Source organism: Kribbella sp. NBC_01505 (assembly GCF_045040285.1).
In the GTDB taxonomy this organism is placed as follows: Bacteria; Actinomycetota; Actinomycetes; order Propionibacteriales; family Kribbellaceae; genus Kribbella.
In genome coordinates this window covers 8,480,754-8,496,300 of sequence record NZ_CP109425.1, presented here as the reverse complement: position 1 = coordinate 8,496,300, position 15,547 = coordinate 8,480,754, and the positions used below count along the sequence as shown (strand labels likewise).

Annotated in this window: 13 protein-coding genes; 7 read left to right on the top strand and 6 right to left on the bottom strand. The window is 68.2% G+C overall.

Features of this window, described 5'->3' with window-relative positions; translation table 11 throughout:
* Positions 1–42 precede the first annotated feature (42 nt).
* From OG474_RS39950 to OG474_RS39935, 4 genes are all read left to right on the top strand, one after another.
* Positions 43–717, top strand: coding sequence for a TetR/AcrR family transcriptional regulator (locus tag OG474_RS39950; protein ID WP_405058862.1), 675 nt, complete (start codon positions 43–45; stop codon positions 715–717).
* Positions 711–2,444 (top strand): ABC transporter ATP-binding protein, encoded by a 1,734-nt coding sequence (locus OG474_RS39945; RefSeq protein ID WP_405058861.1) that lies wholly within the window; start codon positions 711–713, stop codon positions 2,442–2,444. The genes OG474_RS39950 and OG474_RS39945 overlap by 7 nt, the downstream gene beginning before the upstream one ends.
* Positions 2,441–4,462 carry an ABC transporter ATP-binding protein gene (locus OG474_RS39940; protein WP_405058860.1) on the top strand — a complete coding sequence of 674 codons (2,022 nt, stop codon included), beginning with the start codon at positions 2,441–2,443 and terminating at the stop codon, positions 4,460–4,462. Before OG474_RS39945 ends, OG474_RS39940 begins: the two co-directional genes overlap by 4 nt.
* A gap of 86 nt (positions 4,463–4,548) precedes the next feature.
* Positions 4,549–5,370, top strand: coding sequence for a DUF4232 domain-containing protein (locus OG474_RS39935; RefSeq protein WP_405058859.1), 822 nt, complete (start codon positions 4,549–4,551; stop codon positions 5,368–5,370).
* On the opposite strand, the gene OG474_RS39930 is transcribed toward OG474_RS39935, so the two are convergent.
* Both OG474_RS39930 and OG474_RS39925 read right to left on the bottom strand, forming a co-directional pair.
* Positions 5,367–6,170, bottom strand: a complete 804-nt coding sequence (locus OG474_RS39930; protein WP_405058858.1) for an alpha/beta fold hydrolase — start codon at positions 6,168–6,170, stop codon at positions 5,367–5,369. The two genes, OG474_RS39935 and OG474_RS39930, sit on opposite strands and share 4 nt — an antisense overlap.
* A gap of 49 nt (positions 6,171–6,219) precedes the next feature.
* Positions 6,220–6,801: a CGNR zinc finger domain-containing protein gene (locus OG474_RS39925; protein ID WP_405058857.1), complete on the bottom strand. Its 582-nt coding sequence runs from the start codon at positions 6,799–6,801 to the stop codon at positions 6,220–6,222.
* An 84-nt stretch (positions 6,802–6,885) separates the two neighbouring features.
* On the opposite strand from OG474_RS39925, the gene OG474_RS39920 reads away from it, so the two are divergent.
* Positions 6,886–8,040, top strand: coding sequence for an MFS transporter (locus OG474_RS39920; RefSeq protein ID WP_405058856.1), 1,155 nt, complete (start codon positions 6,886–6,888; stop codon positions 8,038–8,040).
* On the opposite strand, the gene OG474_RS39915 is transcribed toward OG474_RS39920, so the two are convergent.
* Complete coding sequence (locus tag OG474_RS39915) at positions 8,027–9,223, bottom strand: M20 family metallopeptidase (protein WP_405058855.1); 1,197 nt, start codon at positions 9,221–9,223, stop codon at positions 8,027–8,029. The two genes, OG474_RS39920 and OG474_RS39915, sit on opposite strands and share 14 nt — an antisense overlap.
* Positions 9,220–10,140: a 5'-3' exonuclease H3TH domain-containing protein gene (locus OG474_RS39910; RefSeq protein ID WP_405064661.1), complete on the bottom strand. Its 921-nt coding sequence runs from the start codon at positions 10,138–10,140 to the stop codon at positions 9,220–9,222. Before OG474_RS39910 ends, OG474_RS39915 begins: the two co-directional genes overlap by 4 nt.
* A gap of 83 nt (positions 10,141–10,223) precedes the next feature.
* On the opposite strand from OG474_RS39910, the gene OG474_RS39905 reads away from it, so the two are divergent.
* Positions 10,224–10,664: an Lrp/AsnC family transcriptional regulator gene (locus tag OG474_RS39905; protein ID WP_405058854.1), complete on the top strand. Its 441-nt coding sequence runs from the start codon at positions 10,224–10,226 to the stop codon at positions 10,662–10,664.
* Positions 10,665–10,670: 6 nt separating this feature from the next.
* On the opposite strand, the gene car is transcribed toward OG474_RS39905, so the two are convergent.
* Positions 10,671–14,033 carry a carboxylic acid reductase gene (gene car, locus OG474_RS39900; RefSeq protein WP_405058853.1) on the bottom strand — a complete coding sequence of 1,121 codons (3,363 nt, stop codon included), beginning with the start codon at positions 14,031–14,033 and terminating at the stop codon, positions 10,671–10,673.
* 130 nt (positions 14,034–14,163) lie between these two features.
* Here car and OG474_RS39895 point away from each other — a divergent pair, with 130 nt between their 5' ends.
* Complete coding sequence (locus OG474_RS39895) at positions 14,164–14,760, top strand: TetR/AcrR family transcriptional regulator (protein WP_405058852.1); 597 nt, start codon at positions 14,164–14,166, stop codon at positions 14,758–14,760.
* Positions 14,761–14,778: 18 nt separating this feature from the next.
* Here OG474_RS39895 and OG474_RS39890 read toward each other — a convergent pair whose 3' ends face one another.
* Positions 14,779–15,393, bottom strand: a complete 615-nt coding sequence (locus OG474_RS39890; protein WP_405058851.1) for an aminoglycoside phosphotransferase family protein — start codon at positions 15,391–15,393, stop codon at positions 14,779–14,781.
* Positions 15,394–15,547 lie beyond the last annotated feature (154 nt).

Here is a 15,547-nt window from a genome sequence, read left to right as displayed (position 1 = left end):
ATACAGTTGTGAGTGAGTACTCACTCAGTTACCCTCGTTCGCGTGTCACCACGAGCCGCACCACTGCCCCCCGAGGAACGCCGCGCCGCCATCGTCGCGGCGGCGCTGCCGTTGCTCCAGGAGTTCGGCCCGGACGTGAGTACGAAGCAGATCGCCGAGGCCGCGGGGATCGCCGAGGGGACGATCTTCCGCGCGTTCGGCAGCAAGGACGCGCTCATCGACGCCGCGCTGGCCAAGGCCTTCGACATCAGTGACCTGCTGACGGCGCTCAGCGAGATCGACAGCGCGCAGTCGCTGCGCGAGCGGGTGGTCGCCGCCGTCGACATCGGCCAGCAACGGCTGCGGGACGTGTTCAAGCTGATGTTCGCGATGCGGGTCGCCCGCCCGCCGGAGTTGAAGTCGACTCCGATGGAAGAGGCCAGGCGCAAGCGCCAGTCCGATCTGGTCAACCTCGCGTACGCCGATCTGCTGCGTCCCGACGCGGATCAGTTGCGCTTCTCGCCCGAGGAGGCCGTGCGCCGGCTCCAGATGGTCACGTTCTCGGGAACCCACCCAATGATTTCCGGTGGCCAGGTGCTGACCGCCGAGGAGATCGTCGACTTCGCGTTCGGCGGTCTGCTCCGGCACGACAGCGGTCAGGCACCGGTCGCCACGGAGGTCGCCGAGTTCGCGCTCGGTGATCTCCAGCCACACCATTCAGGGGATGATCGATGTTAGTACGACTCTTGCGTACGCACCTGCGTCCGTACGCGGGATACCTGTCCCTGGTGGTCGTCCTGCAACTGGTCGGGACGATCGCCTCCCTCTACTTGCCCAGCCTGAACGCCGACATCATCGACAACGGTGTGGCCAAGGGCGACACGGGTTACATCATGAGCACCGGTGGCTGGATGCTGGGCGTCAGCCTGATCCAGATTCTCTGCACGGTCGTCGCGGTGTACTTCGGGGCCAAGACGGCTGCGCTGTTCGGGCGTGACGTCCGGGCCGCGGTGTTCCACCAGGTCGGTGCGTTCTCCGCCCGTGAGGTGAACCAGTTCGGCGCGCCGACACTGATCTCGCGCAGCACGAACGACGTGACCCAGGTGCAGATGCTTGTCGTCACCACCTGCACGATGCTGGTCGCCGCGCCGATCACGATGGTCGGCGGCTTGTTCATGGCGATCCGTGAGGAGGCCGGCCTGGCTTGGCTGGTCGCTGTCGCGGTGCCGCTGCTGGCCGCGGCGATCGGGCTGATCGCGGGCCGGATGGTGCCGCAGTTCCAGCGGATGCAGAAGTACGTCGACGGCGTGAACCGGGTGCTGCGTGAGCAGATCACCGGTATCCGGGTGGTCCGGGCGTTCGTCCGCGAGCCGCACGAGACCAAGCGTTTCGCGACGGCCAACGCCGACCTGACCGATTCCGCGACGCGGGCCGGCCGGTTGATGGCGCTGGTCTTCCCGGTGGTGATGCTGATCCTGAACGTGTCGAGCATCGCGGTGCTGTGGTTCGGCGCCTCCCGGGTGGAGAGCGGAGCGATGGAGGTCGGCGAGCTGACTGCCTTCCTGAGCTACCTGATCCAGATCCTGTTCTCGGTGATGATGGCGACCTTCGTGATGATCATGGTGCCGCGTGCCGCGGTCTGCGCGGACCGGATCACCGAGGTGCTGTACACCGACTCGTCGGTGCAGCCGCCGGCCACGCCGATCAAGTCCTTCACGGGGCGCGGTCAGCTGAGCCTGGAGCACGCGTCGTTCAAGTTCCCGGGAGCGGCCGAGCCGGTACTGCGGGACATCAACTTCGTGGCGTCACCGGGGCAGACGACGGCGATCATCGGGAGCACCGGCGCCGGTAAGACGACGCTGCTGTCCTTGGTGCCGCGCCTGATGGACGCGACCGACGGCCGCGTGCTGGTCGACGGCATCGACGTACGGGATATCGAGCCGGAGGCGCTCTGGGAGCGCATCGGTCTGGTTCCGCAGCGTCCGTACCTGTTCTCCGGGACCGTCGCGAGCAACCTGCGCTACGGCAATCCGGAGGCGACGGACGAGGAGCTCTGGACGGCGTTGGAGATTGCCCAGGGCAAGGACTTCGTGGAGTCGATGCCGCAGGGGCTGGAGTCCCCGATCGCCCAGGGCGGGACCAACGTGTCCGGTGGTCAGCGGCAGCGGCTGGCGATCGCGCGGGCGCTGGTCCGTAAACCGGAGATCTACCTGTTCGACGACTCGTTCTCGGCGCTGGACCTGGCCACCGATGCCCGCCTGCGGGCGGCGTTGCGGCCGGTGACGCGGGAGGCGTGTGTGGTGATCGTGGCGCAACGTGTCTCGACGATCATCGACGCCGATCAGATCATCGTGATCGAGGACGGCGCGATCGTCGGCAAGGGCCGGCACGACGAGCTGCTGGACAGTTGTCCGACGTACGTCGAGATCGTCGAGTCCCAGCGTTCCGCGGAGGAGGCAGCATGAGTGAGGAAAACGCTGCCCCTGAGGGGGAGCAGACGGTGAAGGCGACCGACCGGCCGACCACGGGTCGGGCGTTCGGCCCTCCGGGAGGTATCCCGGGGGACAAGTCGATGAACTTCGGTCCGTCGGCCAAGCGGTTGCTGAAGCGGCTGCGTCCGCACCGGGTGCAGGTGTCCGGGGTCGTCGTGCTGGCGATCTTCAGCGTCGGTCTGTCGGTGCTGGGGCCGAAGATCCTCGGTCGGGCGACGGACATCATCTTCGCCGGCTACATCGGCAAGAGGTTCCCGAGTGGGGTGACCAAGGAGCAGGTCATCGACCAGACCCGCGCCGCCGGCAACGGCCGGCTCGCGGACCTGCTGCAAGGCGTCGACCTGATCCCCGGCGTGGGGATCGACTTCGATGCCCTGCGCAACGTCTTGATGATGGTGCTGGCCTTGTACGTCGGTGCCTTCTTCCTGTCCTGGATGCAGGGCTACATCCTGAACGGCGTCGTCCAGCGAACCGTGTACGACCTGCGGTCCGAGGTCGAGGACAAGCTGAACCGGCTGCCGCTCAGCTACTTCGACGGTGCACCGCGCGGTGAGCTGCTGAGCCGGGTCACCAACGACATCGACAACATCTCGACCAGCCTCCAGCAGACGCTGAGCCAGTTGCTCACGTCGCTGCTGACGGTGGTCGGCGTACTGGCGATGATGTTCATCGTTTCGCCGGTACTGGCGTTGATCGCGCTGGTGTCGATCCCGATCTCGATGATTGTCACCGCGCTGATCGCGAAGCGGTCGCAGGCGAGGTTCGTCGCGCAGTGGCGGCACACGGGGGCGCTGAACGGCCAGATCGAGGAGGCGTTCACCGGGCACGAGCTGGTGAAGGTGTTCGGCCGGCAGAAGGAGATCGAGGCGTCGTTCGCGAAGAAGAACGACGAGCTGTACCAGGCCGCGTTCGGGGCCCAGTTCATCTCCGGTCTGATCATGCCGCTGATGATGTTCGTCGGGAACCTGAACTACGTGGTGATCGCGGTCGTCGGCGGTCTGCGGGTCGCTTCGGGTCAGCTGTCGCTGGGTGACGTGCAGGCGTTCATCCAGTACTCGCGGCAGTTCACCCAGCCGCTCACCCAGGTCGCCTCGATGGCGAACCTGCTGCAGTCGGGTGTCGCGTCGGCCGAGCGGGTCTTCGAGGTCCTGGACGCCGAGGAGCAGGTGCCGGAGGACGCGACGCCGGAGACGGTCACGCAGGCTCGGGGCCGGGTCGAGTTCGAGCACGTGTCGTTCTCGTACAACCCGGACAAGCCGTTGATCACCGACCTGAGTCTGGTCGCGGAGCCCGGGATGACGGTCGCGATCGTCGGCCCGACCGGCGCGGGCAAGACGACGCTGGTCAACCTGATCATGCGCTTCTACGAGTTGAACGGCGGCCGGATCACGCTCGACGGTGTGGACATCACCGAGCTGACCCGGCACGATCTGCGGTCGCGGATCGGCATGGTGCTGCAGGACACGTGGCTGTTCGGCGGCACGATCCGGGACAACATCCTGTACGGGAACCTGGACGCGACCGAGGAGGACATGCTGGCCGCGGCCAAGGCGACGTACGTCGATCGCTTCGTGCACAGCCTGCCCGACGGGTACGACACGGTCATCGACGAGGAAGGCAGCAACGTCAGCGCCGGTGAGAAGCAGCTCCTCACGATCGCTCGGGCGTTCCTGGCCGACCCGCAGTTGCTGATCCTGGACGAGGCCACCAGCTCGGTCGACACCCGCACGGAGGTCCTGGTCCAGCGGGCCATGGCTGCGCTGCGGTCGGACCGGACCAGCTTCGTCATCGCGCACCGGTTGTCCACGATCCGCGATGCCAACCTGATCCTGGTCATGGAGAACGGCGCGATCGTCGAGCAGGGCAACCACCGCGAGCTTCTCGCGATCGATGGTGCTTACGCGAACCTCTACAACGCGCAGTTCAGCGGCGCGGTCGCTGATGTCGATGCCGAAGCGGTTCCGGCCGGTCCGCCGACTCGACGGAGCTGAGGTGTTCTCGCCGTTCATGACTTCCAACCGGAGTCATGGACGGCGAGAGGCCCGCAGTAGCTCTCTGATCTGATTCACTGCGCAGCGTGCCTCGCAAACTTTTCGCCGTCCTGATCAGTGCCCTGTTGCTCGCAAGCTGTGGAACTCAGCCGGCGCCCGCGCGAGAGGTGCCGGTCGATTCGTCCTGCGAGACGCCGCCTGGTGGGGACGCAGCCGTTCCGAAGTCCGGAGTTCGGATCACCGGGGTGAGCCGGGTAGCGCCGTACTGCGCGCAGTTCGAGGTCACCAACTCCGGCAAGGAGGCTGCTGACTACACGGTCACCTTCGCTTTCCAGACGGGCGCCGGCGAGGCAGTGGTGAACCCGGCGCGGACGGTGGCAGGTGTGAAACCGGGCCGGTCCGCGAAGGACTCAGTCACCGCAGATGACTCTCGCGGGGTTCAGTTGCGGGTGAAGATCCTCAAGGTGCGGAGCATCCCTACCGCCGAAGCGCCCTCCAAAGGCGGCAAGTGCCCGAGCTCGGGGGTGCGCCTGTACGCAGATGAAGACGCCGACGCGACCATGGGAGAGCGCACCCTGGGGATCCACTGGGTGAACTGCGGTACGCGAACTGTCACCGTCGTCAGCCCGCCGAAGGTGCAGCTCCTCGACGAGAGCCACCGACCTGTCAGCGGTGTGGCGATCACAACGGACGGTAAGGCGCAGCGGCTGGTTCTGAAGCGCGGTGAGCGTGCCACTGCCACTCTGAACTGGCGCAACACTCTCGAGGCCGGCCGCACCAATGTGAACAGTCCCTATGCGAGGGTCTGGGCCGAGCCTGGCGCCGCACCGGTCATGTTGACCCCTGAGTTCGACCTGGGCAGCACGGGCAAGGTCGTCGTCAGTCCTTGGAAGAAGGACCAGCCCTAGCTTGCGTGGTGGGTTATCCATTCGCGGAACGCGGCAGGCGCCGAGTACATGGGCATGTGATCGGCGTGCGGGAGGATCGAGAGCGTCGCGTTGGGGGCCTGGGCAGCTAGGCGCTGCGCCCAGAGCTGGGTGCCTTGGAAGTCGTGTTTGCCGACGAGGACATGCACCGGTACGGCGAGTTCGGCGAAGCGGGCCTTGATCGGCGGATCGAGTTCTTGGCCGTGGGCCTCTTCCATCACCAGGATGCGGGAGTTGGCCACGGCGAGCCCGGTGAGTAGGCGACGGTCGGCTTCGGTGACTTGCGGGCACCAGCCGTCAATGTCGTGGGCGGCCGCCGCGGGGACGCCTTCGGTCTCGAGGAGGTCGGTGATCTCGGCGAAGTGGTTTCGCATGACGACCCGGGCCGTCTCTTCGGCCGGTGAAGGCTCGGGGAACTCACCGAACGACGGCCCCAGGGCACAGACCTTCGCCACGCGTTCGGGGTGCCGGTGGGCGAAGGCGAGCGCGCGGCGGCCACCGTCGGACGATCCGACCAGGACGGCCCGCGAGACCTCGGCCGCGTCCAGTACGGCGAGCAGATCCGCGATCTCGTCGTACGGGGCGAAGGATGCCGACGAGAGACCGTTGTCGCGATAGTCCCAGGTGGTGACTCGCGCGGACTTCGCCAGCCAGGCGATCGTCGAGTCCCACATCCGGGTATCGGCGAGGCCGCCGTTCAGGAGGACGACATCGGGACCGCAGTCGCCGTGCTGCTCGTAGTACAGGTACCCGTCAGGTACGTCGACATAGTGTCCGCGCATGCCCCGGAGTTTCCCGCTCGGCGGGGCCTGCGCGCATCGGGAATTCTCCCTAGGCGGACTGTGTGCGGCGCGCGTAGGCCCGGGCTGCCCGGGCGCGGTCGCCGCACCGCGTCGAGCACCAGTGCCGGCGGCCATGGCGCAGCAGGTAGCGGTTGCAGGGCGGGGAGGCGCACAGGGCGAGTGCATCGCCTTCGGGGCTGGTGAGGAGATCGGCGGCACTGCCGGCGATCGTCGCCAATGCGCGGTCGAGGATCTCGGTCGGAGGGCAGCTCGCCTCGCGGTACGGCCCGGACCGGGCGTCCCAGCGGAGCAAGGACGCGGTCGGCACCCGGGTCAGGGCGTCGTTGACAGCGGACAGCGCCGACGGCAACGCGGCCAGGCCGTCCACCCGGGCGGCGAACAAGGATCGCAGGTGCTCACGGAGGGCGCGAAGCTGCGCGGCGCACATCTCCTCGACGCCGGCGCCCGCGGCGGCCAGCCCCCAGCTGGTCAGCCAGTGGTTCACGGCCGCGGGGCTCCCGAGGAGATCGGCGTACTGGTTGCCCGGCAGGGCGATCGCGGTGTTGACGAAGTCGAGCGCCAGCGAGTCCGCAGCGCCGGGCGCCGGTGGCAAAGGAGGCTCTTCGATCACGGTTCTCATGGTAGCGGTTGCAATTATCCGTGAGAAGTAGCTACCGTGTCTCACGGATAATCCGCAATCTAACCGTGAGGTGAAATGAAGGGCACTGTGGCGGCGCTGATGGTCTGCGTCTTCGGTATCACCACCGGCGAGTTCGTCCTGGCCGGTATCCTGCCGGCGGTCGCCGGTGATCTGGAGGTCTCGATCCCGGCCGCGGGACTTCTGGTCACGGCCTACGCGCTGGGCATGATCGTCGGCGGTCCGTTGCTGACGGCAATCACCGCGGGACGTCCCCGCAAACGGCTGATCGTCGTCCTGCTGCTGGTGGCCGTCGGCGGCAACGTGGTCTCGGCGCTGGCTCCCGGGTACGGCGTCCTGTTCGCGGCCCGCGTGGTCACGGCCCTCGTCACGGCCACCTTCTTCGCGACGGCGATCGTGATCGCGACGACCGGCGCCCCGCCCGGCAAGCAGGCCTCGACGGTGGCCAGGCTCGTCTTCGGGATGAACCTCGCAATGATTCTGGGCGCACCGCTGGGCACCTGGATCGGTGACTCGGCCGGTTGGCGGGCGACCTTCGGCGCGATCGCCGCCTGCTGTGTTGTCGGCCTGCTCCTCGTCGTCGGGCTGGTGCCGGCCGATCAGCCCGGGACGAGCGGCCGTGCGCTCGGTGAGTTCGCCGTCTTCCGGGACCGCAACCTGATCCTGGCGATCGTCACGACGGCCGTCGCGAACCTCGGCCTGCTCATGGTCTTCACCTACCTCGCGCCGCTGCTGACCGGGCCTGGTGGGTTCGCCGCGTCGGCGGTCGCGCCGATGCTCCTGGTGTACGGCGTCGGTGCGACGATCGGCACCTTGGTCGGTGGCCGGCTCGCTGACCGCGCCCTCCTGCCGTCCCAGCTCGGGGCGCTGACCTTGTTGGTGGTCGTGCTGCTCGCTCTGTGGGTGAGCCCGACCGCACTGACCACCGGACTGCTTGTCCTGGTGGCCGGTGCCGTCGGATCGTCGATCATTCCTGGGCTACAGACGCGAGTGCTCAGTACGGCGACCGCCGCTCCGACATTGGCGATCGCGGTGAACGCCTCGGCGTACCAGCTCGCGGCCGCCGGTGCGGGCTGGCTGGGTGGACGCGTGATCGCAGGCCCCGGACTCCCCGCGGTCTACGTTGCGGCTGCGCTCACCACGCTGCTCGGCATCGGCTTCACGATCCTGGCCCTCCGCCGGGACCGTGCCGTAGCGCCTAGCCGCGTTTGAGCCGCCGTACGGCGAGCTCGGCCAGCAGGGCGGCGGCGTCGGGGAGGACCGAGTCGTCGAAGTCGGCCAGCGGTGAGTGGTTGTCGGCCGCCTGCTCGGGGTCGGCGGCGCGGCAGGCGCTGAGGTTGAGGTAGACGCCGGGGACCTCGTTGAGGATGTACGACATGTCCTCGGAGCCGCAGCGCGGGTTGGCACGTTCGCGGAACCGGTCGGCGCCGAAGAGGTCGACGATGGTGTCCCGGGCGAAGGCGAACTCGTCCGGGTTGTTGACGGTGACGGGGTAGCCGATGCGGTACTCCGCCTCCGCGACCAGGCCATGCGCGGCCGCCATGCCTTCGACCAGCTGCACGGACGTCTGCTGGATCTTGGCGCGGGCCTCCTCGGAGAACGTACGGACGGTCGCGTCGAAGAACGCGTCGTCCGGGATGATGTTCTCCTTCGTGCCGCCCGCGATCCGGCCGACGGTGAGCACGACCGGGTCGAACACGTCGAACTGCCGGGTGATCATCGTCTGCAGCGCGGTCACCATCTCGCAGGCGACCGGGATCGGGTCCTTGCCGCGGTACGGCGTCGAGCCGTGCGTGCCGGCTCCGACGACGCGGACCGAGAGCTGGTCGGCCGCGGCCATGAAGGAGCCGGGCCTGCTGCTCCACATCCCCAGCGGCTGTACGGCGGAGCCGACGTGCAGACCGTAGGCGGCGTCCGCCCGGCGTCCCGCGGCGTCGAGCACGCCCTCGCGGATCATGATCGGCGCGCCGCCGGTGGTCTCCTCACCGGGCTGGAACATGAAGACCACGTCACCGGCCAACGAGGGCTGCAACGCCGACAGCACCTTCGCGGCGCCGACCAGGCCGGCCACATGCAGATCGTGGCCGCAGGCATGCATCAGGCCGGGGTGCTGCGACGCATACGGTACGTCGACGCGCTCGGTCACCGGCAGCGCGTCCATGTCACCGCGGAGCAGGACGGCCGGTCCGGGCCCGGCGCCTCCGCGCAGTACGGCGGTGACCGAGGAAAGCTCCTTGCCGAGCGTGATCTCCAGCGGCAGACCGGCGAGCGCGTCGAGGATGAGCTGCTGGGACTTGGGCAGGTCGAGGTCGTACTCGGGCACCTGATGCAGCGCACGGCGCAGCGTGATGATCTCGTCGGCGAAGGTCCGGGCGAGGTCCTGGGTGGCCGTCATGAGCGGGGTCCCAGGTTGAGGGCGCTCATGACGCGCTGAGCGCTGGTGCGGAGCTCGAGCAGCTCGATCAGTTCGAGCCAGCGTTCGGGGTCGTGCACCTGCTGCGGCATCTGGAAGTTGGCCACGGTGACCGGTGCGTCCTTGGCGACCGCGACCACCTTCGGTGCGACATCCAGGTAGTCGGCCGCGTCGAGGATCTTGCGCTTCACCGACGCCGACATCGGCGTACTGGCGTCGGCGGCCGCCGCGCGGATGCTGTCGAGATCCCCGTACGCCGTGATCAGGGACGCGGCGGTCTTCTCGCCGACCCCCTTCACACCGGGCAGCCCGTCGGAGGCGTCACCGCGCAGCGTCGCGAAGTCGGCGTACCGGTTCGCGGGGATCTCGTACTTGTCGAGCAGCGCCTTCTCGTCGTACACGTCGGCCCGCCCGACACCCTTGGCCGCGGTGTAGATGACCCGGACGCCGCGGCTGTCGTCGATCAGCTGGAACAGGTCCCGGTCACCGGTGACGACGTCGACCGGCATCGTCGCCTGGTGCGACAGGGTCCCGATCACGTCGTCGGCCTCGTGGTCGGCCGCGCCGACGATCGCGATACCGAGCGCGTCCAGGCAGGCGCGGATGTAGGGCACCTGCACCTCGAGGCGGTCCGGCACCTCCTCGACCTGCTCGCCCTTCGGCGACACGTACTCGACGCGCTGGGCCTTGTACGACGGGATCAGTGCGACCCGCCAGGACGGCCGCCAGTTGTCGTCCCAGCAGGCGACCAGATGGGTCGGCCGGTGGTTGTCGACCAGGCGGGCGATGAAGTCCAGCAGCCCGCGGATCGCATTCGTCGGCGTACCGTCGGCGGCCTTCATCGTGTCCGGCACGCCGAAGAACGCACGGAAGTACAACGACGCGGTGTCGAGCAGCATCAGCCGCTGTCCTGTCCCAGGATCCATCTCAGCCATGAGGGGATGCTTTCATGCCGGGGTCCCACGGCAGTAGGGTCTCCAGGATGGAGGACCTGGACCGCAAGATCGTCGGCCTGCTCGCGGGCGACGGCAGGATGAGTTTCACCGACCTGGGCAAGGCCACTGGCCTGTCCACCTCGGCGGTGCACCAGCGGGTGAAGCGACTCGAGCAGCGCGGCATCATCCAGGGGTACGCGGCGCTGATCGACCACACCGCTCTGGACCTGCCGCTGTCCGCGCTGATCTCGATCCGCCCGATCGACCCCTCCCAGCCGGACGACTCTCCCGAACGTCTGCGCGAGGTCCGGGAGATCGAGTCCTGCTACTCGGTGGCCGGCGACTCCAGCTACATCCTGATCGTCCGGGTCGCTTCTCCACACGCCTTGGAGAACCTGCTGGCGGTCATCCGTGCCCGGGCGAACGTGTCCACGACGACGACCATCGTGCTGAGTACGCCGTACGAGCACCGTCCGCCCGCGCTCTGAGGGCGCCTAGCCGAGCAGGTTGAGCAGCCGGAGGTCGGCGAGGTACTTCGCGATCAGTTCCGCCGACAGGTGCGGGAGCTCGAGTTTTGCGTCGCGTACGGCGGTTTCGAACTCGGTGGCTGGTACGCCGCCGCCGGGGATCGCGGGAGCCGGGTCCTTGAAGGCGTGCAGCAGGGGGAACACCGAGTGTTGCTTCTGGTCGTCGGGCAACGTGCGGAGCTTGGCTTCGAACCGGGTGAACCAGTCGCGGTAGTCGGGGACCCGGGTGATCGGTACGCCGGCTTGGCTCAGCCAGCCGACGATGGTGTCCAGGGAGATGCCGTCGTCGTGCGGGTTGAGGGTGTTGTAGGTGTGCAGGCCTGATCCGGTCTGTTCGCCGATGGTGGTGATGGCCTCGGCGGTGAAGTCGACGGGGAGGCCGTCGTAGTGCGCGCGTTCCGGGTTCGACTCGTAGAACGAGGCGGGTGCGATTCCGGTGACGGCCAGGCTGAACAGCAGCCGGGTGAACATGTCGGGCACGTTGACCTGTCCGGCGTACCGGCTGTGCGCGAGGATCAGGTCGGAGCGGAAGACCGCGACCGGTAGGCCGTAGTGCTCGCTGGCCTCGCGCAGCAGGACCTCGGCGGCCCACTTGCTCGCGCCGTACCCGTTGGCATAGCTGTCATCCAGATGCCGCTCCGGACTGCTGACCCTGATGTCGGCGTCCTCGGCCGCGGTGCTGACGTCGGCGAACAGGACGGCGATCGTCGACAGGAACGTGACTGGCTTGACCCGGTCGGTCAGTGCCAGCCGGATCACCTCGGCGGTGCCGACGACATTGGGACCGAACAGCTGGTCGTACGGCAGGACATGGTTGACCAGTGCGGCCGGATGCACCACCAGGTCGACAGTGCTCGTGAGTCGCTCCCAGGTCTGCTGGTCGAGGCCGAAGGCAGGCTCGCCGAGGTCACCGGCCAGTACTTCGAGATGGTCGGCAGCCAGCTCGTGGAAGCGGCGCAGGAGCTCGGGGTCACCGCTGTCGAAGGCCTCGGTCAGGCGGGCCCGCGCGGCGTCGGCGTCCCGGCCGCGGACCACGCAGATCAGGGTGCCGTCGCGTTCGGCCAATCGCTCCAGCCAGCCCAGGCACAGGAAGCGGCCGAGGTAGCCGTTCGCGCCGGTCAGTAGCACCGTGCGTGCAGTGTCGGACGGCTGCTGGCGGTCGGCGTCGAGGACGGTGGCGTCGATGAAGGTGTCCAGCTTCAGGTCGGTCGCGCGGACGACCGTGGCGCCGATGCCGTGGACTGTCGCGGCGGTTGGGCGGGCTGCGCCGAATCGTTGGGTCTTCTCGATGTGCTCGGCCAGGCCGCGGAGAGTTGTCACCGGACTCACCACCAGGTTGACCGGGACGTCGACCTCGAAGATCTCCTGCAGCAGGCTGGAGAGCGTGAGGGCGGACAGCGAGTCGCCGCCGATGTCGGCGAAGCGCTCGTCCGGTGCGACGGAACCGGTGAGATTCAGTGCGGCGCGGACCGCGCGCTGCACCGCCTCCAGGGGCGGCTGATCCGGACCGGCCGCCCGCAGGGACTGCAGTTCGCCCGTTTCCAGGGCCGCGAGTTCGGCGTACAGGCGCTCCAGTTGGTCGCCGTACCGGGCCTTGAGTTGGGGGCGGACCAGTTTGCGGACGCCGCTGAGCAGACCGTTGTCCGTGCTGAACGGCTCGGTCTCGATGACGAAGTCGCGGGGGATCTCGTAGGCGTTCAGGCCGGCTTCGTCGGCGAGGCGGCGGATCTCGGCCCGCAGCGCGGTCTGCAGATCCGGTACGTCGGACGTCGGGACGACGACTGCCAGCAGGTACGAGCGTGAACTGTTGCCGTAGACAAAGATCTGCCGGATCAGCGGACTGGCGACGAACAGGGCCTCGAGGCGGGACACGGCGACGAATTCCCCCTGGGCCAGCTTGAGGACGTTCGAGCGGCGATCGACGTACACATAGCGGTCCTCGCCGACCCGGGCCATGATGTCGCCGGTGTGGTAGTAGCCGTCCGCGTCGATCACCTCGGCGGTGACGTCGGGACGCTGGTAGTAGCCGGGGAAGAGGTTCGCGGCCTTGACCAGCAACTCGCCGCGGGGATGCGGAGTGTCGGTGGTGAAGTACCCGAGCTCCGGAACGTCTTCGAGCTGTACGTCGTGCACCCACGGCCGAACGACCTCACCGTCCTGGAAAACGCAGCCGGCCTCGGTGGATCCGTACACGTCGTGGAACGGAACCGCGAGCAGGGACTCCATGAACTCGGCCAACTCAGCGCTCATCGGGGCGGACCCGGTGCTGGCCCACACCACCCGACCACCGAGCACGTGCTCGCGGACGTCGGCCAGGTCGCCGTTCGCGTAGTTCTGGAACAAGGTGTCGCAGACCCGCGGAACCAGGATCAGCTCGGTCGGCCGGGCCAGCGCGAGATCCTCGAAGAACGTGGACATGTCGGTCGACGCCGTGAAGTACGCCGTGCCTCCGGCCGAGAAAGTCGTGTACAGACCGAGGCGGCCCATCATGTGGCTGAGCGGCAGGTAGTTGAAGGTGATCCGGGGGAGATCGGGGTAACGCGGAAGAACGTCGAGCCAGGCGTTCACGACCATCCGGTCGGTGTAGATCGCTCCCTTGGGGGTGCCGGTGCTGCCGGAGGTGTAGAGCAGCAGCGCGGTGTGGTTGTCCTGGATCGGGGCGCTGAAGTCCGGCGCGGGCGGGGTGTTGCGTCCGCGTTCGAGCAGGTCGGTCAGGGTTTCGAGCGCGATGCCGGCGGCTGCGAGTCGAGTGCGCGCACTTTCGAGATCCGTCGCGGAGTGGTGGTCGAAGACGATCACGCGGCGGATTGTGGTGCTGGCCAGCGCGCACTCCACCGCGGTGTCGAGCATGGCTGCGCTGGTGGCGAGGACGCGTTGCTCGGTCTCGGCGATGATCGGCGTCAGGTTGGCGACCGTGGCACCGGCCTGCAGGGGTACGGATACCGCGCCCAGGCGCAGGATCGCCAGGTCGACGACGGTGAAGTCGATGCTGCCGGCACCGATGACCCCGATGAAGTCGCCGGCCGCGACCTCATGGGCATGCCACTCGGCGGCGAGTGCGCCGGCGCGTTCCCACAGGTCGCGGTAGGTGATCGTCTCGTAGTGGGGCTGCAGCTCGGAAGCTGTCCGGGGACGTTCGGCGAGGGCGGGCCGATCCGCGTACGCCGTCATCAGTGTCCGCACCAAGTCGACCAGCGGCAGGTCCGGCCGATGGACGAGCTCGGTGATCTCCGGGAGCGGGCGCGCCGCGCCGATCGCCGCGTCGTCGGCGTACAGCGCGGCGAGCAGCTGGTCCTGGCGGTCGGTACGGGCAGCGGGCACGGTCGGCATCGGTGAAATCCCCTCAGAGGCTCTGTGTGGTGGTTCGGTAGCTCAGTGTTATTAGACGACATCGTCTAGACGGTTTCGTCAAGCGTCTTTAGGGTGATGTGATGATCGCCACCGAAGCTGAGGGGGAGCGATGACGACGCGCGTCGAGACGCACCGGGACCGGCTGCTGCGCGAGGGGATGGTGCAGCTCTACGCCCGCGGCTTCCACGGCACCACCGTGGACGGGATCCTCGCGAGCTCCGGCGTACCGAAGGGGTCCTTCTACCACCACTTCGGATCGAAGGAGGCGTTCGCGGCCGAGCTGCTGCGCGGCTACACCGAGCGTCAGCTCGAGCGGATCGACCGGTGGAGCGCGACCCCCGGTCTCAGTACGGCGCAGGTCCTCGCCGGGTACTTCGGTGAACTGACCGGCATGCTCGTCGACTCCGAGTACCGGCGGTCCTGCCTGATCGGCAAGCTCGCCACGGAGGTTGCCGTCAGCAACGACCAGTTCCGCGACCAGCTGAGCCTGGATCTCGAGGTCTGGAAGGCGCGCCTGCGGGACGTGTTCGAGCGGGGCCGGCAGCGCGGTGACGTCCGCACCGACCAGTCCGCCGCCGAGCTGGCCGACGTCGTACTCGCCCTGATCCAAGGTGCCTTCGTGGTCGCCCTGGCCACCCGCGACCGCACCTCGCTCGAATCGGTCGGCCGCGCCCTGGAGGTCCTGATCACCTGCCCAGGGCAGTGAAGCGGTCGGCGAGGTCGGTCACCCAGGCTCCGGGGGTTCGGTGGTCGGGGAGGGGGACGCCTGCTTCGGAGCGCCGGTGCTGGGGAAGAGGCGGAGGTCGTATTCGGGGTCCGCGAGGCCGGCGGTCTCGAAGTCGACGACGATGCTGAGCCGGCCGTCGGACCAGACCTGGTTGCCGCCGTGCAGGTCGCCGTGCACGAGGACGGGTGGGCGCGGGGGCGCCAGTACGTCGTCCGCCCAGTCACACCACCGCAGTACGGCAGCACGCTGGTCGGGGCGGATCCAGCTGGGGAAGCGGTCGCGCAGGAGGTCGGTCGAGGCCGGCTGTAGGGACGCTGGTGGGAGCTCGCCGATTGCGGACTCGACGCGGCTGCGGGTCGCCGGATCGTGCAACGCGCTGAGGAAGTGGGCGAGCTGCCGTCCCACCTCGTCGCGGTTCAGGGAGTCGACGACGTCGAAGAGCGCCTGGCCTGGTGCTCGTCTGGTGACCAGCAGGACCGGGCTGGTGCTGCTGGCAACCACCTCGGGCAGGTAGGGAAGGTCTAGCGACTCCAGTACGGCGATCTCATGGGCCAGCCGGAGTGCGGCCGGCTCCGACCAAGCGAACTTCACCACGAACCGTTCGCCCAGCATCGCGCTCGCCGACCACCACGTGGGATCGTCCTCAACCCGGCCGGCTCGGAATGCTAGCGGCAGGGTCCCAACCTCGGGAGCGACCTGCTGCAGCGCCGCGGCAACGGCCTCGGGGGAACCGTCTGCTAACCACTTCACAGAGCGAGGTTATCCC

Bases quoted from the DNA above. Each gene is read 5' to 3' on its own strand.
- OG474_RS39945 (WP_405058861.1), top strand. From the start codon at position 711: ATGTTAGTACGACTCTTGCGTACGCACCTGCGTCCGTACGCGGGATAC.
- OG474_RS39940 (WP_405058860.1), top strand. From the start codon at position 2,441: ATGAGTGAGGAAAACGCTGCCCCTGAGGGGGAGCAGACGGTGAAGGCG.
- OG474_RS39930 (WP_405058858.1), bottom strand. From the start codon at position 6,170: ATGCGCGGACACTATGTCGACGTACCTGACGGGTACCTGTACTACGAG.
- OG474_RS39920 (WP_405058856.1), top strand. From the start codon at position 6,886: ATGAAGGGCACTGTGGCGGCGCTGATGGTCTGCGTCTTCGGTATCACC.
- OG474_RS39915 (WP_405058855.1), bottom strand. From the start codon at position 9,223: ATGACGGCCACCCAGGACCTCGCCCGGACCTTCGCCGACGAGATCATC.
- OG474_RS39910 (WP_405064661.1), bottom strand. From the start codon at position 10,140: ATGCTGCTCGACACCGCGTCGTTGTACTTCCGTGCGTTCTTCGGCGTG.
- OG474_RS39905 (WP_405058854.1), top strand. From the start codon at position 10,224: ATGGAGGACCTGGACCGCAAGATCGTCGGCCTGCTCGCGGGCGACGGC.
- car (WP_405058853.1), bottom strand. From the start codon at position 14,033: ATGCCGACCGTGCCCGCTGCCCGTACCGACCGCCAGGACCAGCTGCTC.
- OG474_RS39895 (WP_405058852.1), top strand. From the start codon at position 14,164: ATGACGACGCGCGTCGAGACGCACCGGGACCGGCTGCTGCGCGAGGGG.
- OG474_RS39890 (WP_405058851.1), bottom strand. From the start codon at position 15,393: ATGCTGGGCGAACGGTTCGTGGTGAAGTTCGCTTGGTCGGAGCCGGCC.